Consider the following 20,836-nt stretch of genomic DNA (forward strand, 5'->3'; position numbering starts at 1 on the left):
GAAGGGGGAGTCCGTACATGGGTAACGCCTTGCGCGCCAACACCAAGCGTCACTGGTTGGATTGGCTGTACCGCGAAGAGTTTTTGATCGGGGCGTCGTTGGCGCGAATCGGATTTGGCCTGATCATTCTGTACATGTACCTGATCCATTACGCGCAGCGCTACCTGCTCTGGTCGGACGCGGGGTTGATTGACCACGAGACCTACGTGGCCGCTTCCATGAAAGACCATTCGTACTCGCTGTACATGTTCAGTCCTTCGCTGGCCTATTTTGACCTGATCTATCACCTGGGAATTGTCGTCACCATCCTCTACCTGATCGGCTGGAAAGGGCGCATCATCTCGGTGCTGAACTTTATCTTCACCATCTCGCTGATGGACCGCAACGTGCTCATTTCAGACGGCGGCGACAACATCCTGCGGCTGGTGCTGTTCTATCTGCTGTTTGCCAACACGACCGCCTACTTTTCCGCAGATGCAAAAGAATACTGGCGCCGTCGTCCGCTGGTGGAACACACCATGTGGTACAAAATCAAGGCGGTGCTGCACAACTTCGCCGTGCTGTTCTGCATCGTCAACCTGTGCATCATGTACCTCGCCTCCGGCCTGTACCAGGTGATGGGGGAGGTCTGGCACAACGGAACGGCGGTGTACTATATCCTGCAGGTGGACGAGTACAGCCACCCGTTTTTCCGAGACCTGATCCTTCATAACGACGTCCTCATCGTGCTGTCGACATACGCTGCAATCATCGTCAAGCTGGCGTTTCCGTTCCTGTTGTTCAACCGCATCACGAAGTACCTGGTCGTCGGCGGCGTGATTGCCTTTCACACCGGCATCGCCGTCGTCATGGGGCTGATCACCTTCTCGGCGATTATGTGCATGATCGACTTTTTGCTGATTACCGACCGGGAGTACCTGCGCATGCATAATGGCCTGGCCCGGCTGTGGCGCCGCGTCCGTCTGGCGCTTCTGACCCGCACCCGTAGGCTCGGGCGCATGGAGCCGGTACGGGCTCAGCGGGTGATCGTGTTTTACGACGGCTGGTGCCCGATGTGTCAAGCCTCGGTCCGGACGCTGAAGAAGCTCGACTGGTTCGGACTGCTGCGCTTTGTCTCGTTCCGGGAACCTGGCGTCTGCGACATGTACGGCCTGGACCCGCAAAAGGCGGAACAGCGGATGCACAGCAGGCGGGTGAACGACATGGTCATGCGTGACGGCATCCACGCCTTCATCCAGATCAGCAAGCGGCTGGTGCCTATGTGGCCGATCAGTCCGCTCCTGTGCCTGGCCAACCTGCTCGGCATCGGCCAGAAGGCGTATGATTTCGTCGCTTCCCGGCGGACGATCCTGCCTGCCGGCGGCTGCGATGACGCCTGCTATTTGCCGCAAGCGCGCCCGGCCAAACAGGACGCGTAACCAGAAGGACGCGTAAGTCAAGGCGTGATACGGCCTCGTTCGCATACGGCAGGAGCGCAGCAAGAACAAAAGGAGGGCTATGATGGAACAGCGGTACCAGCTCGTGTACAAGAAGACAAAAACATATCGGATCGACTACACGTACGATAATCGGCAGCGTTCGCAGGTGGATTTGTGGCTGGCCCTGCCCGCACCCAGTATGTCACAGCGCAACATCCGCATCCTGTCGCAGACGCCTCCGCAGGAAACGGCTCTGCTGCCGACCGGCAACCCGCTCGCCTACTATGAAATTGGCGCGGGGCAGCGGGTCGTGCTTTCGTTTTCCTTTGACGCGTACGAGACGCGGCTTGTCCCTGTTAAAGCGTCGGGGGACCAGACGGTGCGCGAAACGGACGGGGCGGCGGTACTGACCGATGAGGAGCGGCAGTTTTACCTGCGCTCCACCCCGCTCGTACCGGTGACCGATGAGATTCGCGAAGAGGCGCTGCGCATCGTCGGAGACGCTCGCGAGCCGATCGAACAGGCGCGCAGATTATTTGACCACATTGTCGCTCATTATCGCTATCACTGGCCGCCGCAGGAACGGGGCGCGCTGGCGATGCGCTGCCACAAAAAAGGAGACTGCGGCGAGTTTGCGTTTTTGTTCGCAGCCTATTGCCGGTCGTTGGACATTCCCTGCCGGACGGTGATCGGCGCATGGGCGACTGGTACATTCCAGCCGCATGCGTGGAACGAGTTTTTCGTCGACGGGGTAGGCTGGATTCCGGTTGATGCCAGCGTAGCCGCCGTGATGAAAAATCCGGTGAAACAGCTCGCCTTCGTCACCCGCTACGGGACGAGAAGCTCAGGCCGCAGTTATTTCGGCAATCTGGAAGGCAAGCGGATCATCTTCAGCTTCGACAGCAGTCTGCCGCTGATCCCCGCCTACCCGGATGACACTCAGCCCCCCGTGCCTGAGGGGTACCAGTCGTTCATGGTCGGGGGAGAAATGCTGGCCTGGGGCTACCGATCCCAGCAGGGAAACGCGCCCTACCTGCAGCCGGCATATGTCCGGTTTTCCGGAAAACCCGAACCAGACAAGGTGTCGGATTACATGGGGACCTGGCGGGTGCATGAGACTGCGTTTGGTTCCGCCGCGTCCCTGTGGATCAAGCGCATCTCGTTTGTGCTGTTTTTCCTCTTTCTGTTTTTGTACCACGGACTGTCGCTGTTTCAGATGCGGCTGGAGCGGCTCAATACCCTCAGCACCGCCTTCTTTACCCTGTTGCTGCTGACGCTGATCCTGCGGCGGGAAGCGTATTGGGTGACGTATCTGTTTGCTGTCCTGATGACGTTAAGTCTGCTGTCAAGCTTTCAACTTTACTGACCCAGGGAGGGCGTCGTTGTGAAAATGTCGTACAGTTTGATCAAGCAGCGGTGGAACCGGGAAGGGAAGATGGCCTGGGGCAAATGGGCTCAGTATTCGCTATTGGGGATTGTCCTCAGTTCCCTGCTGTTTACCTTGTGCGTGCTGGCGTTTCAAGCGATCGAGCCCGCCGTAAAGCCGCTTTTGGTGACGCTGTGGCAGGCCGCCTCGCTGCCGCCCGAGCAAACCGGTCAATTGGTGATGACCCTGCTCAACGTGATGTGCCATTTCGTTACGTTCAGTCTCATCGTTCACCTGTCGGGAAAAAAGGTGAAGCAGGCGCCGTTTAAGGTGGGGACGGCTGCATGTGTGACCACCTGGCTGGTTCCCTGGCTGTATTACTCGGCCGAGCTTGTAAACGGCACCGGATTCGTCACCAGTTTGCTGGAAGTGGTGGAGATGCTGCTCTATGTCTTTACGCTTTTTTTGGCGGTTTATCTGCCTTACGAGCGGTTTATCAAGGAAGCGCCGCAGGGAACGGAGCAGACCTGCCTGGAACATAACGGATTGGCCTAAAGAAACCGGCAGCCGCCAAAAACAGCCATCCCGCAGTCTTCATTGCCGGGAGGGCTGTTTTGTCTTTACTGGTTGGCAGATGTTCCTCTGCACTTGATGGAAAAAGAAATTCGTGCGATTCCGCTCGTATCCTTGTATACTCATAATAATCAAAATGTTTCGCGTAAAGGAGTGGAGAGAGATGAACGAACAGCTGGCCATCGAACTGCGGGATGTTTCCTGGCAGCGAGAGGAGAGGTATATCCTGCGCGGGATCAATTGGCAGGTAAAACAAGGAGAGCACTGGTGTCTGGTGGGGCAGAACGGCTCCGGCAAGACCAGCCTGCTGAACATCATCTGCGGCTACGAGTGGCCGACGGCGGGGCAGGTCTCTGTATTGGGCCAGCGCTACGGCACGGTGGACCTCCGTGAGGTGCGAAAATCAATCGGCTGGGTCAGCTCAGCACTGATGGCCCGACTGCACGAACGCGAGACGGCACTGCGGGTCGTCCTCAGCGGCAGGGAGGCGAGCATCGGGTTGTACACGGCGCCTAAGGAGGGTGATCTGCAAAAGGCAGCGGAACTGCTGGAGATGTTTGGGTGTGCATCGCTCATCCACAGCCCCTACCGGACGCTCTCCCAGGGAGAACGGCAAAAGGTGCTGATCGCCCGGGCGCTGATGGCATCGCCGCGCCTTTTGATATTGGATGAGCCGTGTACCGGTCTCGACCTGCTGGCCCGGGAACAGCTGCTGGACATGATCAGCCAGATCGCTCGTCAGCCGGACGGTCCCACGCTCTTGTACGTCACCCATCACATCGAAGAAATCCTGCCGTGCTTCACGCATGCCCTGCTGCTGAAAAACGGCGAGGTGGACCGGGCCGGGCGAACGGCTGACGTCTTGACAGAAGCCGAACTGAGCCGCTTCTTCGGTGTGCCGATCGCGATTCGGCAGGCACAGGGGAGGACCTGGGTCAGTCTGGCAGAGACGTCGTCCGCTTGTTAGCCGCTTTTTCGACGGCATGCCTCTCCGCATTCGTGTATAATACTAGGTAGAATCAATGACATTTTGGAAGGAGAGGAGAGATGGAGGCTTGACCAATGTAACCGCGTTGATAGCCGATTCCACCTGGGCCATTCTCACCTATGAAGAAGCGTGGAAAAGCTACATCAACAGCTATGTGATCGCCAAAAACAACGCGTTTGTGCTGATTGACTCCCATCTGCGCAAGCACCGCTCCTATTTTCAGCAGGCGCTTGCGGAGATTGGAGTCAAACCGGAGCAAATCGGTTACGTGTACTTCACGCACCGACACGCTGACCACATCGGAAACGCCGACCTGTTCCCCTCCCGTCACAATTGGATTCACCTGGATGACTATTACGAGCTGGACGATTTTTCCCAAACCTTGTTCGGACATACATTTACCGGTACCGGCGGGGACCTGCCGCTGCTGCAATTTCGCCAACTTCCGTTTCATACCGCAGGTTCCGTCGCTTTTTTTGACCCCGAAACCAAAGTCTGTTTTATCGGCGATCACCTCAGCTTTTTTGCCAAGCCGATGCAGCGAGTGGTCGATTACGGGGCGGACCTGCGGGAATCGTGGCGGCAGTTTCTCCTTCGCTGGAAAGAGCAGGAGCCGGAGAAGGCGGCCGGCATGGCGGAAGGCCTGGAAATGCTGCTCAGCTGGCCGATTGAGCAGCTCGCCACCGGTCATGGCACCGTTCTTTCGGGCGACATCGCTCCGTTTCTGCAGGAACTGATCGCCTTGGCCCGCCAGCCGTAAAAAGCGCCAGCAAGCGAAAAAAAAGCCTCACCCGGCATGGGTAGAGGCTTTTGTCCATTCTTGCACCCGCTTTTCCAGCTCGGCCCGGTTCAGACAGAGCGCGACACCGGCATGGGTCATCAACTGGTGCACGTGGGTGATGGCCCGCTCGTAGTTGCCTTTGGCCGCTTCGATTTCGGCCAGACAAAACAACTTCCAGTCGCGCGACGAACGTCTGCCGTCGATCAGGCGAAAGGCTTCCAGCGCGCTGTCGATTTCCCCCAGCCGGGCGTGGGAGCAGGCGATCACGCCGAGCGAGTCGGTCATGCCGTGATCGCGCTGATAGACGCGAAAGGCGATCTCCAGGGCTTCGCTGTAACGCCCGAGGCTGAAGTAGACGTAGGCCAGATTGAAAAACAGATAGTGAATCAACGCCTGGTTAAACAGGGACGGCTGTTCCTTGCAGATGTTCAGTCCCTGCACAATGTATCTTTCCGCCAGTTCGTAGTTGCCGGCCATGATCTCGTGCGTTGATTTGTCCAGCATCGCCACGGAACGGGAGCGGTTCCGCCGGTAGGAGGCGTCCAGCCAGCGCATCCGCTTTTCCGGATGGCGTTTGTACAGATTGCCAATGTATTGAAAGCGAAACGGCCAGTGTAGCCTGAAGAAAGCCACGAGCAGCACGGCCGCTACGCCGGACAGTGTCGATGTGACGTTCAGGTCTAAATATTCCAAGCGGTTGACACCCTTTCTCACTGCTGCATCTGCTAATCATCTTAGCACAGATCTTGCAGACGTGACAGATATTTGTGGCAATTGGAAAAGAGAGAGGCTGCCCAGCTTCTGCATTGTGGACAGGTCGTGGGCCTCGACAGCAGCGCGGGAAACAGTGTACAGCGTATCGCCAATCAAGAGGATGCGCTGTACGTTTTTCTCGCTCTCGTACCAGTCGACGCCGGCCTGCTTGTAATCGGCCGCGCTCAGGTGCGTGATCCGGCCGCGCAGCGTAAAACCGTGCTGCAGATCAAGCCGGTAGACGTACGCCCCCTGGAAAACAAACTGCCCGTACCCGCGGAAGTCGCCGGCTGTCTTCTGTGCGTCCGTCAGCTCACGCACCGTAACCGGAAAGGCGAGCAGGTGCTTCTCCAAAGAGAAGAGCAGCGCCTTGTGGTTGGACAAGAGGTCCGAGTCCGTGCCGCGATCGCCGATCACCGTCTTGAACGCTTCCTTCGGGTTGTTCACATCCGTGACGTCGAAAAGCGCCACTTTCATCCCCTGGTAGTAGGCCCATTCCTTGTCAGCGATGGCATCCTTGCCGAAGCCGATGATGTGGTGCTCGTCGTAGGGATGCAGGTAATCGCTGTAGCCGGGGATTTTCAGCGCGCCCAAAACAGTGGGCGCATTGGGCTGCTTCAGGTCGATGACAAACAGCGGGTCCACTTTTTTAAACGTAACCATGTACGCCCGTTCACCCATGAAGCGGACGGAGTAGATGCGTTCCCCCGGTGCAATCCCTTCCAGCTTGCCTGTGATGTTCAACCGTTCGTCCAGCACGTACAGGTTGTTTTTCGAGATGCCTTCGTCTGTGCGCCAGACATCGCCGCTGGTGGTGGCGATCCGCAGGTATGTGCCGTGTTCGTCCATGGAGAACTGGTTGAGGATGCGGCCGGGAACCATACCTTTGCCGTCAAGGGAGAGCGTTCCGTTTTTCAGCGCAAACCGGTACACGGCCGTACTTGTGTTGTCGGGCGGCAGCGGTTGGGGCAGGAGTGCCCGTTTGAACGCTTTGACGCCCTCGGCAGGAGCCGGTTGTGCGGTGACGGCGACGTACAGATTGCTGGGAGAGGCGTAGATGTTTTCGCCCGCACCCAGATAGGCGTGCACCGACAGGGGATGACGGGGATCATCCAGATTGATGCCCGCTGCCAGCAGGTATGCCGGTTGGATCGCCTCCGGGAAATAGCGGATCTCCTGATAGGGAATGGTTTGATAGTCATCACCGCGAGCGCTGTCGCGGTAGACAGGTCCCGGCGCTTCTTCATTTTGTTCCAGGATGAGGTGGGGATTGATTCGCTTGTTGGCGATCAGGTAGAGACTGGACCCGATTTTGCGCGAGGAGAGGTACTCGCCGTCCAGCTCCAACCGCCGCGTCAATTTCGGGTTCTGCTTGTCTTTGATGTCATACACCAGCGCCTGCACTGCCGCCGGCACGTGGGCGGCAAGGCGGGAATTCCCGCTCAGCGCGGGAGCGTTCGAGTGGCCGATCACGATCAGCCGCTTCTCGTCCACGTAGAGTTCGAGCGGACGAAACTGACCGTCCTGGTAGGTTAGACGGCTCATCAGTTTCATGGCGTTTGCGGGAGAGGCCCGGATGATCCGCACGTCATCTGGTGTCGCCTGATACAGATAGGTGCCGTCCGTCTTGACCACGTCCGCTTCGTCGACGCCCTGCACCTGGACGTTGGTTGCGGAATAGGCAGCGATTCTGTCGGCGCGGCCCGCAGCAGGAGGGGCAGCGGCCGCCGATTTCTGCGCTTCTGCAAAGGAGAAATGCTCCCAATTGGTTTTCAGCAGCTGTTTCAGATGCTCGTACGTGCCGATGACAGGCAGCTCATCTGCGCCTGCAGCGGCTGCCTGTTGGATGCTGTTCCCGCTCGGGGCGACGAAAGCAGGCATGGCCGCATACAGGAGAACGCAGGCCAAGAACCACGTGACGGGTTTTTTCATGCACATCCCCCTTTCGATACTCATAAGACGGGAGAGCGACAAAAATTGTTTCAGCACGTCCAAAACGGCAAAAAACCCGGCATACATGCCGGGTTTTTGCGCAGGAGTCCTGTCAGCGGCAGGAGTCCAGTCAATCGTCGCTGCTTTGCTGTTCTTGTTTTGCTTGTAAGGAAGGAATCAGGTTGCTCTCCAGGATCAAATCGGAGATGCGCAGCCGGGTTTGTGCCGCCAGCGTATCTTGTTGAGGCATTTCTCTGTCGACCGGTTTGCCGCTGATTCTGTCAAGAAACCGCCCCTCCTCCAACATGCCGTTCTGAACCACGAACACATGGTTCTGCGTCACGTAGGAGCCGTCCCGGAAGACCACCAGCTTGTTGTTGCCGGAGGGGACATCGAAGAGCCGCTGTCCCATGAAGTAATGGCCTTCCTGAGGTATGCCCAACAGGTACAGGAGCGAAGGAGTCAAATCCAGATGGCCGGCAACCTGTTCGTCGACGGTCCCGTTTTTCTTGCCCAGGGCAGAGCTGTGAATCACCAGGGGCACTTTGTCGTACTGTTGGCCGTACTGCGGCTGAATGCCGATGCGCGCCAATTCCTCGTTGGGCAGACCGGCGTCGTGATCGCCGTACACAGCCAGCACGGAGGAGTCGTACAGTCCGCTTTTTTTCAGCGATTCAATAAATTCGCCGAGCGCCTGATCTGCATAGTGCACGGAATGCAGGTAATCTCCCATCATCGTTCCTTCCAGCTCGCCCAACTGCAGCGTTTTGTAGGCAGCCGGCACTTCGTTGTACGGATGGTGGTTGGACAGCGAGACCAGGAAGGCGAAGAAAGGCTGCGGCAGTTCCTTCAGCTTTTCGCCCATCTGCTTGAAAAAGTCCCCGTCTGACAAGCCCCAGCCGACCTTTTCGCCTTTTTCCAGACTCTCCATAAACATGGACTGTTCAAAACCGAGATTACGGTGCATCACCGCGCGATTCCAATAGGAGCCGGCATAGGCGTGCGCCGAAAAGGTGGTGTACCCCGCTTGCTTGAGCGTCTTGGGCAGCGAATCAAACTCGTTTTCGGCAAAGTTAAAGTAGATGCTACCGGGCACCGAAGACGGGTAGAGCGACACCAGCGAGGTAAATTCGCCGTCGGACGTGCGGCCGTGGTACGTCTGGTCGTAGTAGTTGGAATAGTAAACGCCTTCGCGAATCAGCTTGTTCAGATTGGGCGTTACCTCCTGACCGTTGATCTTCAGATTCACGACAAACGCCTGCAGCGATTCTTCCTGGATGACGATCAGGTTTTGCCCGTTGGCCTTTCCGAATAGGGGACCGGTCTGCCATTTGACGTTTTCAGCGGCAAACCAGTTCTTCACGTCGTTGATCTCTTCCGGTGTGGCCTTTCGGTTCTTTAGGGCGCGGTTCACGTATTGATAGACGTCAAACAGGTGATAGTGGTAGATGCCCAATTCCTTTAAGACCGCCTTGTTGGAATAGCGGGAGTCCAGCAGGGAAGGCACCTTTGCCAGTGTCCGCTCGATGTTGATCGTGGAACCAAACACCAGCAGAAACACGATCACCATCGCAAATATCCGGCTTGCCGTCTTCCAGACCGGTCCGCGATGTGCAGACAGCATCTGCTTCATCTTGGTATAGTACAAGAGTATCAGCAGCGGAATGTCGGCAAAATAGAAGGCATATCTTCCGTCCACAAGCGTCCAGATGCTGCCGCCAAGTTCGCTCACCTGCCCGATCTGGCGCAGCAGGCTGACCGACGTGACGTCGTGGAAGTAGCTGAGGTAAATGGAATCGATAAACATCAGCGTGCTCAACACCAGGTCGACCAGCATCACATACGCGAATCGGAAGGCAAACGGAAGCGCGTTGCGACAGATCAACAGGGTTGCCACGGCCAACAGGGAGATGGCGTACACGATGATGTCCAGATTCATGTTGACGATGCGGTAAAACAACGGCACTTTCCAGGCAAAGATGGCGACGAGCAGGATGAAGTCGATCTTCGCCTGAAGCAAGTAGGTGATGTTTCGTACAAGCTGTTTTTCTTTCATGACCCTACCTCTCTACTCTATGAACAAACCTTGTCCTTCGTATTAACATATTCTTCCAATGCGCTGATTTTCCTGTTTCTTAGCGAGAACTCTTTTTATGTCGATCTGCCCCTCTTGACATGATAATCCCGTTTGCACCGGTTCACAAGTCAAAGATGATGCTTGCTTTTTTCCATTCCTCCATGTAAGTGCATACAATCTACGGACAGAGGGGGGCGGGTGTGATATAATAGTAGGCGGCTTACGCTACCTCGCACACACCACTTGGTCAAAAAGGGGCGACATAGATGGAAAAGCTAAAACAAAGCATTCTGGAACTGATTACGGAGACGTCCACCAACCTGCCACCGGATGTGCGCCGCGCGATCAACGCTGCGAAAGCGAAAGAAGATATGGGCACTCGTGCCGCTCTGTCTTTGTCCACCATTGCGCAAAACATCACAATGGCGGAGGAAAACGTCTCGCCGATCTGCCAAGATACCGGCATGCCTACCTTTGAAATCAAAACACCGGTCGGCGTCAATCAACTGGTGATCAAAAAAGCGATTCACGAAGCGATTGCCGAAGCGACCAAAACCGGGAAACTGCGTCCCAATTCCGTGGACTCCCTCACCGGTGAAAACAGCGGAAACAACCTGGGTCCGGGTACGCCGGTCATTCACTTTGAACAATGGGAAGAAGACGAGATCGAAGTCAAGTTGATCCTCAAGGGAGGCGGCTGCGAAAACAAGAACATCCAGTACTCGCTCCCCTGTGAACTGGAGGGGCTTGGCAAGGCCGGCCGCGACTTGGATGGCATTCGCAAGTGCATCCTGCACGCCGTCTACCAGGCCCAAGGACAGGGATGCAGTGCCGGCTTCATCGGCGTCGGCATCGGCGGCGACCGGACGTCCGGTTACGCGCTGGCCAAGCATCAATTGTTCCGCCGCGTTGACGATGTCAATCCAAACCCGACCCTGGCTGAGCTGGAGAATTACATCATGGAAGCGGCCAACCAACTGGGGATCGGGACGATGGGCTTCGGCGGCAATTCCACGCTCCTCGGCTGCAAAATCGGCGTAGAAAACCGCCTGCCGGCCAGCTTCTTCGTCTCCGTTGCATACAACTGCTGGGCGTTCCGCCGTCAGGGTGTGCGCCTCAACGCAGAAACGGGCGAGATCATCCGCTATCTGTACATGGATGAAGCGGTCTCCATGGACATGACGCCGACCAGCATCGAGCAGCCAGCCGGCGAACGCCGCGAAGTGGTGCTGGAGGCGCCGATCACGGAAGAGCAGATCCGCAGCCTGAAAGTGGGCGACGTGGTCATCATCAACGGTCTGATGCACACGGGACGCGACGCCCTGCACAAGTATCTGATGGATCACGACTGTCCGGTCGACCTGAACGGCGGCATCATCTACCACTGCGGTCCGGTGATGCTGAAAGACGAGGCGGGCAAGTGGCACGTAAAGGCTGCCGGTCCGACCACGTCGATTCGCGAAGAGCCGTACCAAGGCGACATTATCAAGAAATTCGGCATCCGCGCCGTCATCGGAAAAGGCGGCATGGGAGCCAAAACGCTGAAGGCACTGCAGGAACACGGTGCCGTCTACCTCAATGCGATTGGCGGTGCGGCTCAGTACTATGCCGATTGTATTGAAGAAGTGGAAGGCGTCGACTTTATGGAATTCGGCATTCCGGAAGCGATGTGGCACCTGCGCGTCAAGGGCTTTGCCGCCATCGTCACGATGGACGCACACGGCAACAGCCTGCATGCCGATGTGGAAAAAAGCTCGAAGGAAAAGCTGGCGCAGTTTGCCGAGCCAGTCTTCAAATCGTAACGGATATACGGTCAAAAACCTTTGGTCACCTGCTGCGGGGGCCAAAGGTTTTTTTCATCCGCAACCAAGGGACGTTCTGAAGAAACAACCTTCATCCGTTGCCTCACCGCTGGCATTTGCCGACATCGAATGGGCAGAGCCTGTCACGGCGAATTTCATGGGTGTTTGACCAATCTGCTGAAATTGGGTATTGGTTTATCTCCTCGCTTCGCAGGCAGGAATAGGTTATTAACGAATTACTATCCCAAAAGGAGATGGTCATGCGTGAATTATGTAGTCCGCCCCGGCGACACGCTAAATTCAATCGCTGCCCGCTTTGGAGTGTCGGTGCAGGATCTGATCCGCGCCAACAACCTTCAGCCTCCATTCTTTATCTACATTGGCCAGACGCTTTTTATTCCAATCCGCGAATCGCCGACACCGCCGCGTGATGACGTAGACCGCCGCCTGCGCCGCCTGGAGGCACAGGTGCGCGAACTGGACCGCCGTGTGGAACGCCTGGAAGTGCGCGTCACCCGTCTGGAAGGCCGCCCGCGCCCTCGTTCGTAAACGACCCGTTCGTCTCCCGAGGAATTTCCTCGGGGGTTTTTTTGCACCGGACGCATGCGCCGAGCGAGATTACACTTGAACTCCCGATAGCGGAAAGCTACGATAAAGACAATATTAATAGGGGGGAGAAGCATGAAGTGGAATGTTGCCTTGCTGCAGATGGATATCGCGTTCGGCCGGCCTGACCTGAATGCGGCAACGGTGCGCAGGTTGGTAAACCAATTGGCGGAGGCCAAGCAGCAGCCGGATCTGGTGGTTTTGCCTGAACTGTGGGATACGGGGTACGATCTGACCCGCCTGGACGAAATCGCAGATGACAATGGCGAGCGCGCAAAAACGCTGCTGCGGGAAGTTGCCGTGCAACTGAAGGCCCACGTCATCGGCGGTTCCGTTGCCGAACGCCGCGACGGGCGCGTCTACAACACCACGTTTGTGTTTGACCGGGAAGGAAACCTGGCGGGGTCCTATTCCAAAGCTCATCTGTTTCGCCTGATGGACGAAGAAAAGTACCTGGCGGCGGGAGAGAAGCCTGGATTGTACATACTGGACGGACAGACGGCGGGTTCTGTCATCTGTTACGACATCCGTTTTCCAGAGTGGCTGCGCGTCCACGCGCTCAAAGGGGCCAAAGTCATGTGCGTGCCCGCGCAGTGGCCTCACCCCCGGCTGGATCACTGGCGCCAACTGCTGATTGCGCGCGCGATCGAAAACCAGATGTACGTCGTCGCCTGCAACCGCGTCGGCGAGGGTGGCGGCAACACGTTTTGCGGCCATTCGATGGTGGTGAATCCGTGGGGGGAAGTGATCGCGGAAGGGATGCAGCAGGAGGAGATTGTGTTCGCCGAGCTGGACCTCGCGCTGGTGGACGAGGTGCGGGGACGGATTCCCGTGTTTGCCGATCGGCGTACTGAACTGTACGAGCTGTAACCAGCCTTGTTGGGCACGGGCTGCGAGCGGCCAGGAAGTGACGCGCATTTCAAACAGCTGGCACTTGATCGGCACACCTGCCGCCAAAAATGGGCGATAGCGGCTGCTGCCTCCACATTTCCTTTCAGGCCCATGCGGCATAGGGTGATAAGAGAGGAACCGAAGGAGGTGCGGTCATTGTTACGACTGAACAGCAAAACGATTCGCCACCATTTTGACGGTGTCTACGGCAAAGTGGTGCAGATTCGCGAGCTGGTGGAAGTGCTCGACCAGATGTTCGATTCCTTCCACAGGGTAAACGATATCAGCCGCTCTATGTTCGGGCCGCGCAAGCCGAGGGCCAAACAATTTGATCGTCTGCGCTAAAGCGCACCATACAAAAATCACAGGGGAACCGCGATGGACGTCAAGCGGTTCCTTTTTCACTTCTTTTTCACTTGTAAACGGAACGGCAGTGAAAACAACCAATGACAGCGGGCAACACGGCGGCGTAAGGGGAACATCCGAAAATGAACTGGAACGAATAGGAATTTCCTGACGTCTTAAAGCTGTGGGAAGGAGATGAACAAAATGAACAGGAAGATACTTTCGCTGTCTCTCGCGTTCGTTTTGGTTGGATCGGTCGGTGCTTATGCGTTCGCATTTCAAGGCGACGGAAACGAGGACGCAGTCACTCCGAAAGCGTACGCGGAGGTAAAAGCCGACAGTAAGCCGCTCGACAAAAATCCTGAACCCATTCTAAAAGGGAACGCTGACAAATTGGCCGTGCATAGCCAGTCCTTCAAAGCCACCAAAAGCGGTGTTCTTGACGATAAATACCTGGAAGAACATAACGCGGAAGTGAAGCTGACCGAGTACATGACGTACGAGCAATTTGTGAAACTTACGGGAGATGACGCCGTTTCCACCGAAATCGCCAAAGATCGCGTAGTCTTGGCTGTTCAGGTCTATTATCCAAATGGGCTGGAACATCCTCGTTTCGGCCTGATCCAAAACTGCTTGGCCACTGGCATGTATGATGCGGAAACCGGGGAGTATCTTGGAGGGAGTTTTCAAACAATGAAATAAACGGTCTGTACACGAAAAGGACGGGGAGCGCCCGTCCTTGTTCATTATGCGTATCACCCTGGCTGTGCGGATTAGGGTCACGGATGAGATTTCATCCGCTCCAAGGCCAACCGCACCAGTTCCTTGACCATGCTGCCGCCCAGTTGACCGCCGATTCGGCCGGCGCTGTGGGCGGTGAGGTGGCCGTTGTAGCCGCTCGTCAGGGGAATGTTCAGCTCTTTTGCCACTTCATACTTGGCCTGCTCAGGGTCGTTCACCCCGGCCGCCTTGGCTTTCAGCCGGTCCAGCCCGTGCTGTGCCTGCGGGACGAGGGGACGTCTGCGCCTGCTCATCGATCATCACCTCTGTCCCTAGTCTACCCGTTTAGACCAGCGCTTTACGCTGCTTGAAGTTGGTATCGGCGTAGTAGGTGTTGGCAACCAGCAGATTGGGGCCGGCGCAGTTGACCGCCGGGCAGTGACAGTTGATCGTCTGGTTGAGCGGATGCTCTTGCCAACGCTGAAACATCGTCTGGAGCCGGTCGTTTTGAATGTTGCCGAGCGGCGCTACGTCCCCGAAGTCGGTAACGATGACGTCGCCGGTGAAAATGTTGATGTTCAAGCGGTTCCGGCCGTCGGGGTCGTTGCGCACGGTGACGTTTTTCGCTTCCCGCAGCCGGAGGATCAGCTCCCGGTCCTCTTCCAGCGGGCTGCAGGCGAAGAAGGGAAGCGTGCCGAACAGCATCCACACCTCTTCGTTGCGCACGTCCAGGAGCGAATGGATCGCGGTGCGCAGTTCATCCAGCGTCAGCACCTGCAGATCGCGGGCAAAGTCGCTGGCGTACATCGGATGGACTTCGTGACGGCGGCAGCCCATCTCCTGAATCTGCCGATGCAAGGTGTCCATTTTTTTCCACGTCCGCGTGTTGAGCATCGTCTCCGCAGAGACAAACACGCCGGCTTCCGCCAGTTTTCGCGCATTTTCCCCGATTTGGGCAAATTGCTGTTCTGCTTGTTTGAGTGAAACCGTTCGCCCGCTTTTTGCGTAGACAATCTCAAGGAACTCTTCGGGCGTAGACCAGTTCCAGGAGATGTGCATCACGTCTATGTAAGACAGGATTTGTTCGTACCGAGAGAACGGCAGGGTCATGTTGGAGTTGATCTGTGTGCGCAGGCCGCGGTCCGCCGCGTAGCGCAGGATCGGCAGAATCACCTCTCGCACGGTCCGTTCGCTGTACATCGGTTCCCCGCCTGTTATACTGAGTGTAAGCAGGTCTTCCGCTTCGTCCAGCCGACGCAGAATCAGGTCGACAGGCAGAGCGGGATCGTCCTTGAATCGCAATGTATCGCCGACGGCACAATGCTCGCAGCGGAGATTGCACAGATTGGTCACGGTCAATTCGACGCTGGTCAGCTTGTAAGCAGGCGGCGTCGCGTTAAAAAGCGGCTCCCATGGGTCGTGCCGCGGAGTCAGTGGTGTGGTTGGAACCATGCGGATCATGGTGAGACCTCCTTCAATTACACACGTACATTCATATAATTATACCGACTAGGGAGCGGAAGGAGAATAGCGAATAACATGATAATGGGCATGTCTTTTGGACGCGGTGTCATATTTCACGACCGGAACGTGCTGGCCTGCGCAGAAGTGAAAGACGGTGTCATTCACCTCTGGGCGGAAAAAATCACCTTTCGGACCATCGGAAAAATATGGCTGCGCATTTGTTTTTCCTTCCCCTGGCCGTATCAGCTGCTGCATCTGGCGCTCGTCCTGTATGTGATCGCGGCGGTCGCCTTTCCGCGTCTGGCCGTGGTCGATTCGTGGTGGGCTGCCGTGTATGTGGCGGGATTGCACTTCATCTTTCCGCGGGAGCTGAAAAAATTTCACGGTGCAGAGCACAAGGTCTTCAGCTATCACGGGGAAAAGCGGTTGGAGTCCTGGCGTGAGATCGCCAGGGCCGACATTGTCAATGCCGGATGCTCCACCAATCTGGTGGTGTGGTTCTTCGCCGGGTTTTTGCTGACGCTGCCGTTTGCGCCGCTGCCGTGGTGCGTGGCGGCGGGTGTCGCGTTCCTGCTGGCCGGCGTGATCGGTGACCGCCATCTGCGCAGGTACTGCCGGGTGATCTACCGTTTGTCTGCCTTTTTTCAACGGCATGTGACCACAAAAGAACCGGCACGTCTGCACCTGGAGACAGCCATTCGTTCGTATCGTCTGTTTGAGCATATCCGCAGCAAGGAACTGCAGCGGGCGGCGTGACTTGCGGCCAAGACGTGTTGACGACATGCGTGCTTTTTACTGCGAACGACGAGGGGCAAAAGGCTTGAGCGCAATAAAAAAAGCCGCCAAGACGCGGCTTTTTTCATGCACGCTTACCGGCTGAGCGGCTGTTCCTCCAGCTTCCGGTAGATTTTCCCCTTGTCCACATAGGACTGGCGGATGCGGCGCATCTCGCGGAAGTCGTCTTCTGTCAGTTCCCGCTTTACCTTGGCGGGAGAGCCCACCACCAGGCAGCGGGGTGGCACCTTCATCCCCGGCGGAACCAGCGCACCGGCGGCCACCATCGCTTCTTCGCCCACTTCCGCGCCGTCCATGACGATCGCGCCCATGCCGATGAGGGCCCCGCGGCGAACGATGCAGCTGTGCAGCACAACGTTGTGGCCGACTGTCACTTCGTCTTCCAGGATGAGCGGCTTGCCGGGGCTTTGATGCAAGGTGCTGTTGTCCTGGACGCTCACCCTGCGGCCAATGACGGTGGGCGCGATATCGCCGCGGATGACGGTGTTGTACCAGATCGAGGTGTCTTCGCCGATGGTCACATCGCCGGAGATGACGACCCCGCGGGCGATGAATGCGGATTCGTGAATCCGGGGAACGCTATTTTCAAATGGAAGCAGCAGCATGAAAAATCCCTCCTGTCAGTGAGATAACGGGCAGCCGGTCTGCGGCGGACGGGGATGGGCGAGAGAAAATCGGCCGGTCATTGGATCAAAGTCCACAATAATTCCGTTCAGCATGTCTTTTTCTTCTTCGCGGTAAAACAGACGTATGCCACTCACGTCGATCGATTTGTCCATGCGGCTCGCCTCCGTGATGGCAATGCTGTACGCTAAACTGCCGCAGCCCGATGTGGTTGCAATGATTTTGATGCCCAGACGGTCGGCGTCCTGCTCTTGTGCGATCAACGCGGACAGACGAGCGGCAGCGGCCGGAGTAATGGTGATCACGCTCAGCCCTCCTTTGTCCCTCATTGTACTACAGGCGGGTCCTGTTAACAATTTGCCATGCTTGCCAGATGATTCTCGTTGACTGAACATCCGCCATGTGCTAAATTATATGGTACTGATTCGGTATAGCAAGGAATGTGGGTAGTCGCTGCCGCGGCCGTTCTCGGTCGGCGGTAGAGGAAAGTCCAGGCTCGCCCAGGCTGAGATGCCTGGAGTGTTCGTACCTGGTGCAAACCAGGGCAGTGAGGCTTCGGCTTCGCTGACGGCGCGGAAAGGGTTCTCCCTGAGACCCGAGTACGCTGAAAGTGCCACAGAAACGGAGCTTCCCTGGCGACAGGGGAGATGGAACGCGGTAAACCCTGCGAGCGAGAAACCCAAATTTGGTAGGGGAACCGTCCCGAAGGAAATGAACGGAGGGACGGATGGCGGCTGTAAGCTGCCATAGATAGATGACTACCGCTCTTGGTGCGAGGGGAAAAAGCCCCGCTTGCAGCACGGGAGACACAGAACCTGGCTTACAGCATTCCTTGCTATCACGACGTACGCAAAACCGTCTGGTCACCAGACGGTTTTTTTATTGCCTGCTTCTCCCGACGCAAGCGAGGGATGTCCTCAAAGAAACCTTCAACTCGCTCCCCAAATCCGAATGTTTGCCAACTCCTTCGAGCATATCGTCAATACATACTCCCGCCTTTCAGGCACCCGAACGAAGCAAGCGAACAGCCTGTCGTGACGGCTCACGCCGGAAAAACAGGCGGTTAATCGGGCGTACTAGCACAAGCCCTCTTCCATAGGTTTTAGGAGGAGGTGATTTCTTGGATCACGAACGCTTTTTCCGAAACATGATCGAACAGGCGGAACAGGTCTGGAGCAGGGTGATGTCTTCTCCGCGTCGCAAGGTCATCTACACGGTCAACGGCGTCGACTACACCCCCTTGCCGGATCGGTTTAACACTCGACGCAAAATAGCCCGGTATTTTCGTCGATATTGGGGGAAGCGACTGACACGGGTGATGGTGTGCAATCTGAACCTGCGCCTCGTCAAAGGTAAACTGTGCGTGCCGGCAGGGGACGTGCCGTTGTTCCCCACCATGGTCCAATCGCTGCGCATCGTGCGAAATCGCCCCAATCAAAAAGTGGTCCGGGCCGTGCTCACCGGAGGCGCCACCCGCGTTTGCATTGATTACCGCTTTGTTCGCACAGGGCCGTCCAGTCCCTTTTCCATCGCCAAACGCACAGCCCGACAGTTTGATATCCGATACCGTTCCTGTTCGGCGAAGCCAGCGGCAGCTGCCGAACCGTTCATCATTCCCGCCGCAAAGCCGACCGCCCAACCGGCCGCGAAGCGGAACGCCGTCAGGAAAAAAAGAAAGCTCCTCAAGACCCCGTAAGTGGGGTCGAGGAGCTTTTTTCGTCAGGAACGGATCGTGACGTGATACGCCCGCAACCACACATCCATCTGTGCCAGGTAGGCAAACAGTTGGGGCGTGCTCATCAACTGGCCGAAAAACGGGACGTCCGTCGCTTTCGCATCTGTCATGGCCAGGCGTCTGATCGCTGCCGTGTCGATCAGCTGATGCAGGGGAGAGGAGGGATCGTTTAGAATCTCCAGAAGCCAGGTGCGGGTCGCTTCCGTGTACGCAGGATTATGCGTTTTCGGGTAGGGGCTTTTTTTGCGGTACAGGACGTCGTCCGGCACGATGCCCTCCAGTGCCTTGCGCAGAATGCCCTTTTCGCGGCCGCCCCACATTTTTAGCGACCAGGGGATGTTCCAGACGTATTCCACCAGCCGGTGGTCACAAAACGGCACACGTGCTTCCAGGCTGGCCGCCATGCTCATCCGGTCCTTGCGATCCAGCAGCGTGTTCATAAACCAGGTGAGGTTTAAGTAAAACATTTCCCGGCGGCGTGCTTCCAGCGGACTTTCGCCGGGCAGATGCGGCACCTCGTCAAGCGTCTCCTCATACCGCTGCGCTGCGTATTCCACCGGTTTCACCCACTCCCGCAGATCGGGCGAAAGCCAGGCGGCCCGCTGTTCGATGGCCTGTGACCAAGGGAACGTGCGGGAGTGGAGCAGATCCTCGCGGTGGAACCAGGGGTAGCCGCCAAAGATTTCGTCTGCGCACTCCCCGGAGAGGACCACCGTCGTTTCCTTTTTGATCTCGCGGCAAAACAGGTAAAGAGACGCGTCAACGTCAGCCATGCCGGGCAAGTCGCGAGCGTACGCGGCGGTGCGCAGGGCATCCACCAGTTCGGGCGTGTCAATCTCGATGGCGTGGTGAATGGTCCCAAAGAAGCGGGAAACCTTCTGCACGTACGGGGCGTCGGCATTGGGCTGAAAGGCGTTTGCCTGGAAGTGGCGGTCGTTGTCCACATAGTCGATGGAATAGGTGTGGAGCGGGCCCCGTCCGTCGCGCCGGAAGGTCTCGGCCGCGATCGCGGTGATGGCGCTGGAGTCCAGCCCGCCGGAGAGCAGCGTGGCGACCGGGACGTCCGCGACCAGCTGCCGCTGAATTGAATCGATCAAGAGCGTCCGTACGGTTTGGACGGTTCGGTCCGCGTCGTCGGTGTGGGGGCGGCTTTCCACTTGCCAGTACCGCTTGATGGTGAAGCGCTCGCGGGTGACCGTCAGGTGGCAGCCGGGGCGTAGTTCAAAGACGTCGTGAAAAACGCCGTGTCCAGGTGTCCGGGCCGGACCGAGAGCAAAAATTTCCGCGATCCCTTCCCGGGACAAGACCGGCTCTACATCCGGATGGGCCAACAGCGCCTTCAGCTCTGACCCAAACAGAAACGAACTGCCCCGTCTGGCGTAAAAGAGCGGCTTTACCCCCAGACGGTCGCGGGCAAGAAACAGGGTTTGCTCCCGTTCGTTCCAGACCGCAAAGGCAAAGATGCCGTTCAACCTGTGGACACACTCGCTGCCCCATTCGATGTAGGAAGCGAGCAGCACTTCCGTGTCCGAGTGAGAGTGGAACGTATGGCCCTTTTCCACTAGAATCTGGCGAAGATCGTCCGTGTTGTACAGCTCTCCGTTGTATATCAAGGTATAGGCGTGTCCGCCCCGGTAGCGCGTCATCGGTTGACGGCCGCCCGCAGGGTCGACGACGCACAGCCGTCGGTGTCCAAATGCGACCCGCGGCGACAGCCAGTATCCCTCGTCGTCAGGTCCCCGGCTGGTCAGCGTCTGTGTCATGGTTTCAATCGTGGCTCTCTCCCGGGAAAGGTCTTTTTCCCAGTCAACCCATCCAGCAATTCCGCACATAATCGGTCACCCTTCCGCATGAAGCGTTGCACATCCAGCCTATGCAGGGCGCCCAGCCAAGTTGTCTGTCCAGCAGGGAAAGCAAAAGCGAAAGCGGAATTGTTAACAGATGGAGAGAGTTGCGGAGGGATGGC

20 protein-coding genes and 1 other RNA gene are annotated in these 20,836 nt (G+C 57.2%); 13 read left to right on the forward strand and 8 right to left on the reverse strand.

The features are described from left to right. Positions 1-17 precede the first annotated feature (17 nt). The 5 genes from KDN35_RS11870 (at position 18) to KDN35_RS11890 (ending at position 5,105) form a co-directional block, all read left to right on the forward strand. A complete protein-coding gene (locus tag KDN35_RS11870) occupies positions 18-1,418 on the forward strand; it encodes a DCC1-like thiol-disulfide oxidoreductase family protein (protein ID WP_212132784.1) in 1,401 nt (466 codons plus the stop codon). Between the two features lie 82 nt (positions 1,419-1,500). Next, positions 1,501-2,784 carry a transglutaminase-like domain-containing protein gene (locus tag KDN35_RS11875; RefSeq protein ID WP_171566501.1) on the forward strand — a complete coding sequence of 428 codons (1,284 nt, stop codon included), beginning with the start codon at positions 1,501-1,503 and terminating at the stop codon, positions 2,782-2,784. An 18-nt stretch (positions 2,785-2,802) separates the two neighbouring features. After that, positions 2,803-3,339, forward strand: coding sequence for a hypothetical protein (locus KDN35_RS11880; RefSeq protein WP_212132785.1), 537 nt, complete (start codon positions 2,803-2,805; stop codon positions 3,337-3,339). Between the two features lie 181 nt (positions 3,340-3,520). Then, complete coding sequence (locus KDN35_RS11885; RefSeq protein ID WP_409978419.1) at positions 3,521-4,324, forward strand: ABC transporter ATP-binding protein; 804 nt, start codon at positions 3,521-3,523, stop codon at positions 4,322-4,324. A gap of 88 nt (positions 4,325-4,412) precedes the next feature. After that, on the forward strand, positions 4,413-5,105 hold the full coding sequence (locus KDN35_RS11890; RefSeq protein ID WP_171566503.1) for an MBL fold metallo-hydrolase: 693 nt from the start codon (positions 4,413-4,415) through the stop codon (positions 5,103-5,105). Positions 5,106-5,132: 27 nt separating this feature from the next. Here the strand turns inward: KDN35_RS11890 and KDN35_RS11895 are convergent, their stop codons facing one another. The 3 genes from KDN35_RS11895 to KDN35_RS11905 all read right to left on the reverse strand — a co-directional run bounded on the left by KDN35_RS11895 (position 5,133) and on the right by KDN35_RS11905 (position 9,867). Continuing rightward, on the reverse strand, positions 5,133-5,819 hold the full coding sequence (locus tag KDN35_RS11895) for a tetratricopeptide repeat protein (RefSeq protein WP_171566504.1): 687 nt from the start codon (positions 5,817-5,819) through the stop codon (positions 5,133-5,135). Between the two features lie 36 nt (positions 5,820-5,855). Then, the gene (locus KDN35_RS11900) at positions 5,856-7,811 is read right to left on the reverse strand and encodes a beta-propeller domain-containing protein (RefSeq protein WP_212132786.1); all 1,956 of its coding nucleotides are present in this window, start codon (positions 7,809-7,811) and stop codon (positions 5,856-5,858) included. 130 nt (positions 7,812-7,941) lie between these two features. Further along, positions 7,942-9,867, reverse strand: a complete 1,926-nt coding sequence (locus KDN35_RS11905) for an LTA synthase family protein (protein ID WP_171566506.1) — start codon at positions 9,865-9,867, stop codon at positions 7,942-7,944. A 287-nt stretch (positions 9,868-10,154) separates the two neighbouring features. Between KDN35_RS11905 and KDN35_RS11910 the strand changes: the two genes are divergently transcribed. The 5 genes from KDN35_RS11910 to KDN35_RS11930 all read left to right on the forward strand — a co-directional run bounded on the left by KDN35_RS11910 (position 10,155) and on the right by KDN35_RS11930 (position 14,234). Further along, positions 10,155-11,690, forward strand: a complete 1,536-nt coding sequence (locus tag KDN35_RS11910; RefSeq protein WP_212132787.1) for a fumarate hydratase — start codon at positions 10,155-10,157, stop codon at positions 11,688-11,690. A 264-nt stretch (positions 11,691-11,954) separates the two neighbouring features. Next, on the forward strand, positions 11,955-12,239 hold the full coding sequence (locus KDN35_RS11915) for a LysM peptidoglycan-binding domain-containing protein (protein ID WP_171566508.1): 285 nt from the start codon (positions 11,955-11,957) through the stop codon (positions 12,237-12,239). A gap of 132 nt (positions 12,240-12,371) precedes the next feature. Continuing rightward, complete coding sequence (locus KDN35_RS11920; RefSeq protein ID WP_171566509.1) at positions 12,372-13,166, forward strand: carbon-nitrogen family hydrolase; 795 nt, start codon at positions 12,372-12,374, stop codon at positions 13,164-13,166. Positions 13,167-13,343: 177 nt separating this feature from the next. Then, entirely contained in the window at positions 13,344-13,532 is a 189-nt protein-coding gene (locus KDN35_RS11925; protein WP_171566510.1) for a hypothetical protein, read from the forward strand. Between the two features lie 204 nt (positions 13,533-13,736). After that, on the forward strand, positions 13,737-14,234 hold the full coding sequence (locus KDN35_RS11930) for a hypothetical protein (RefSeq protein WP_171566511.1): 498 nt from the start codon (positions 13,737-13,739) through the stop codon (positions 14,232-14,234). A gap of 77 nt (positions 14,235-14,311) precedes the next feature. On the opposite strand, the gene KDN35_RS11935 is transcribed toward KDN35_RS11930, so the two are convergent. After that, positions 14,312-14,566, reverse strand: coding sequence for an alpha/beta-type small acid-soluble spore protein (locus KDN35_RS11935; protein WP_171566512.1), 255 nt, complete (start codon positions 14,564-14,566; stop codon positions 14,312-14,314). Between the two features lie 31 nt (positions 14,567-14,597). Continuing rightward, entirely contained in the window at positions 14,598-15,713 is a 1,116-nt protein-coding gene (gene yfkAB, locus KDN35_RS11940) for a radical SAM/CxCxxxxC motif protein YfkAB (protein ID WP_171566513.1), read from the reverse strand. A 78-nt stretch (positions 15,714-15,791) separates the two neighbouring features. Here yfkAB and KDN35_RS11945 point away from each other — a divergent pair, with 78 nt between their 5' ends. Further along, a complete protein-coding gene (locus KDN35_RS11945; protein WP_212132788.1) occupies positions 15,792-16,472 on the forward strand; it encodes a DUF1385 domain-containing protein in 681 nt (226 codons plus the stop codon). Positions 16,473-16,585: 113 nt separating this feature from the next. On the opposite strand, the gene KDN35_RS11950 is transcribed toward KDN35_RS11945, so the two are convergent. Next, positions 16,586-17,116: a gamma carbonic anhydrase gene (locus tag KDN35_RS11950; RefSeq protein WP_171566515.1), complete on the reverse strand. Its 531-nt coding sequence runs from the start codon at positions 17,114-17,116 to the stop codon at positions 16,586-16,588. A gap of 15 nt (positions 17,117-17,131) precedes the next feature. After that, positions 17,132-17,440 (reverse strand): HesB/IscA family protein, encoded by a 309-nt coding sequence (locus tag KDN35_RS11955; RefSeq protein ID WP_212132789.1) that lies wholly within the window; start codon positions 17,438-17,440, stop codon positions 17,132-17,134. Between the two features lie 133 nt (positions 17,441-17,573). Here KDN35_RS11955 and rnpB point away from each other — a divergent pair. Continuing rightward, positions 17,574-17,963, forward strand: an RNA gene (rnpB, locus tag KDN35_RS11960) — RNase P RNA component class B. 292 nt (positions 17,964-18,255) lie between these two features. Beyond that, a complete protein-coding gene (locus tag KDN35_RS11965) occupies positions 18,256-18,831 on the forward strand; it encodes a DL-endopeptidase inhibitor IseA family protein (protein ID WP_230076798.1) in 576 nt (191 codons plus the stop codon). A 23-nt stretch (positions 18,832-18,854) separates the two neighbouring features. Here KDN35_RS11965 and asnB read toward each other — a convergent pair whose 3' ends face one another. After that, positions 18,855-20,702, reverse strand: a complete 1,848-nt coding sequence (gene asnB / locus KDN35_RS11970; RefSeq protein WP_171566516.1) for an asparagine synthase (glutamine-hydrolyzing) — start codon at positions 20,700-20,702, stop codon at positions 18,855-18,857. Positions 20,703-20,836: the final 134 nt, after the last annotated feature.

The sequence above is a fragment of the Brevibacillus sp. NL20B1 genome (assembly GCF_018195675.1).
Lineage (GTDB): Bacteria > Bacillota > Bacilli > Brevibacillales > Brevibacillaceae > Brevibacillus > Brevibacillus aydinogluensis.

What these genes read in the sequence shown, in the direction of transcription:
- KDN35_RS11945 (WP_212132788.1), top strand. Translation starts at nt 15,792, where the DNA reads ATGATAATGGGCATGTCTTTTGGACGCGGTGTCATATTTCACGACCGG.
- KDN35_RS11905 (WP_171566506.1), bottom strand. Translation starts at nt 9,867, where the DNA reads ATGAAAGAAAAACAGCTTGTACGAAACATCACCTACTTGCTTCAGGCG.
- asnB (WP_171566516.1), bottom strand. Translation starts at nt 20,702, where the DNA reads ATGTGCGGAATTGCTGGATGGGTTGACTGGGAAAAAGACCTTTCCCGG.
- KDN35_RS11885 (WP_409978419.1), top strand. Translation starts at nt 3,521, where the DNA reads ATGAACGAACAGCTGGCCATCGAACTGCGGGATGTTTCCTGGCAGCGA.
- KDN35_RS11870 (WP_212132784.1), top strand. Translation starts at nt 18, where the DNA reads ATGGGTAACGCCTTGCGCGCCAACACCAAGCGTCACTGGTTGGATTGG.
- yfkAB (WP_171566513.1), bottom strand. Translation starts at nt 15,713, where the DNA reads ATGATCCGCATGGTTCCAACCACACCACTGACTCCGCGGCACGACCCA.
- KDN35_RS11910 (WP_212132787.1), top strand. Translation starts at nt 10,155, where the DNA reads ATGGAAAAGCTAAAACAAAGCATTCTGGAACTGATTACGGAGACGTCC.
- KDN35_RS11950 (WP_171566515.1), bottom strand. Translation starts at nt 17,116, where the DNA reads ATGCTGCTGCTTCCATTTGAAAATAGCGTTCCCCGGATTCACGAATCC.
- KDN35_RS11875 (WP_171566501.1), top strand. Translation starts at nt 1,501, where the DNA reads ATGGAACAGCGGTACCAGCTCGTGTACAAGAAGACAAAAACATATCGG.
- KDN35_RS11920 (WP_171566509.1), top strand. Translation starts at nt 12,372, where the DNA reads ATGAAGTGGAATGTTGCCTTGCTGCAGATGGATATCGCGTTCGGCCGG.
- KDN35_RS11900 (WP_212132786.1), bottom strand. Translation starts at nt 7,811, where the DNA reads ATGAAAAAACCCGTCACGTGGTTCTTGGCCTGCGTTCTCCTGTATGCG.
- KDN35_RS11930 (WP_171566511.1), top strand. Translation starts at nt 13,737, where the DNA reads ATGAACAGGAAGATACTTTCGCTGTCTCTCGCGTTCGTTTTGGTTGGA.
- KDN35_RS11935 (WP_171566512.1), bottom strand. Translation starts at nt 14,566, where the DNA reads ATGAGCAGGCGCAGACGTCCCCTCGTCCCGCAGGCACAGCACGGGCTG.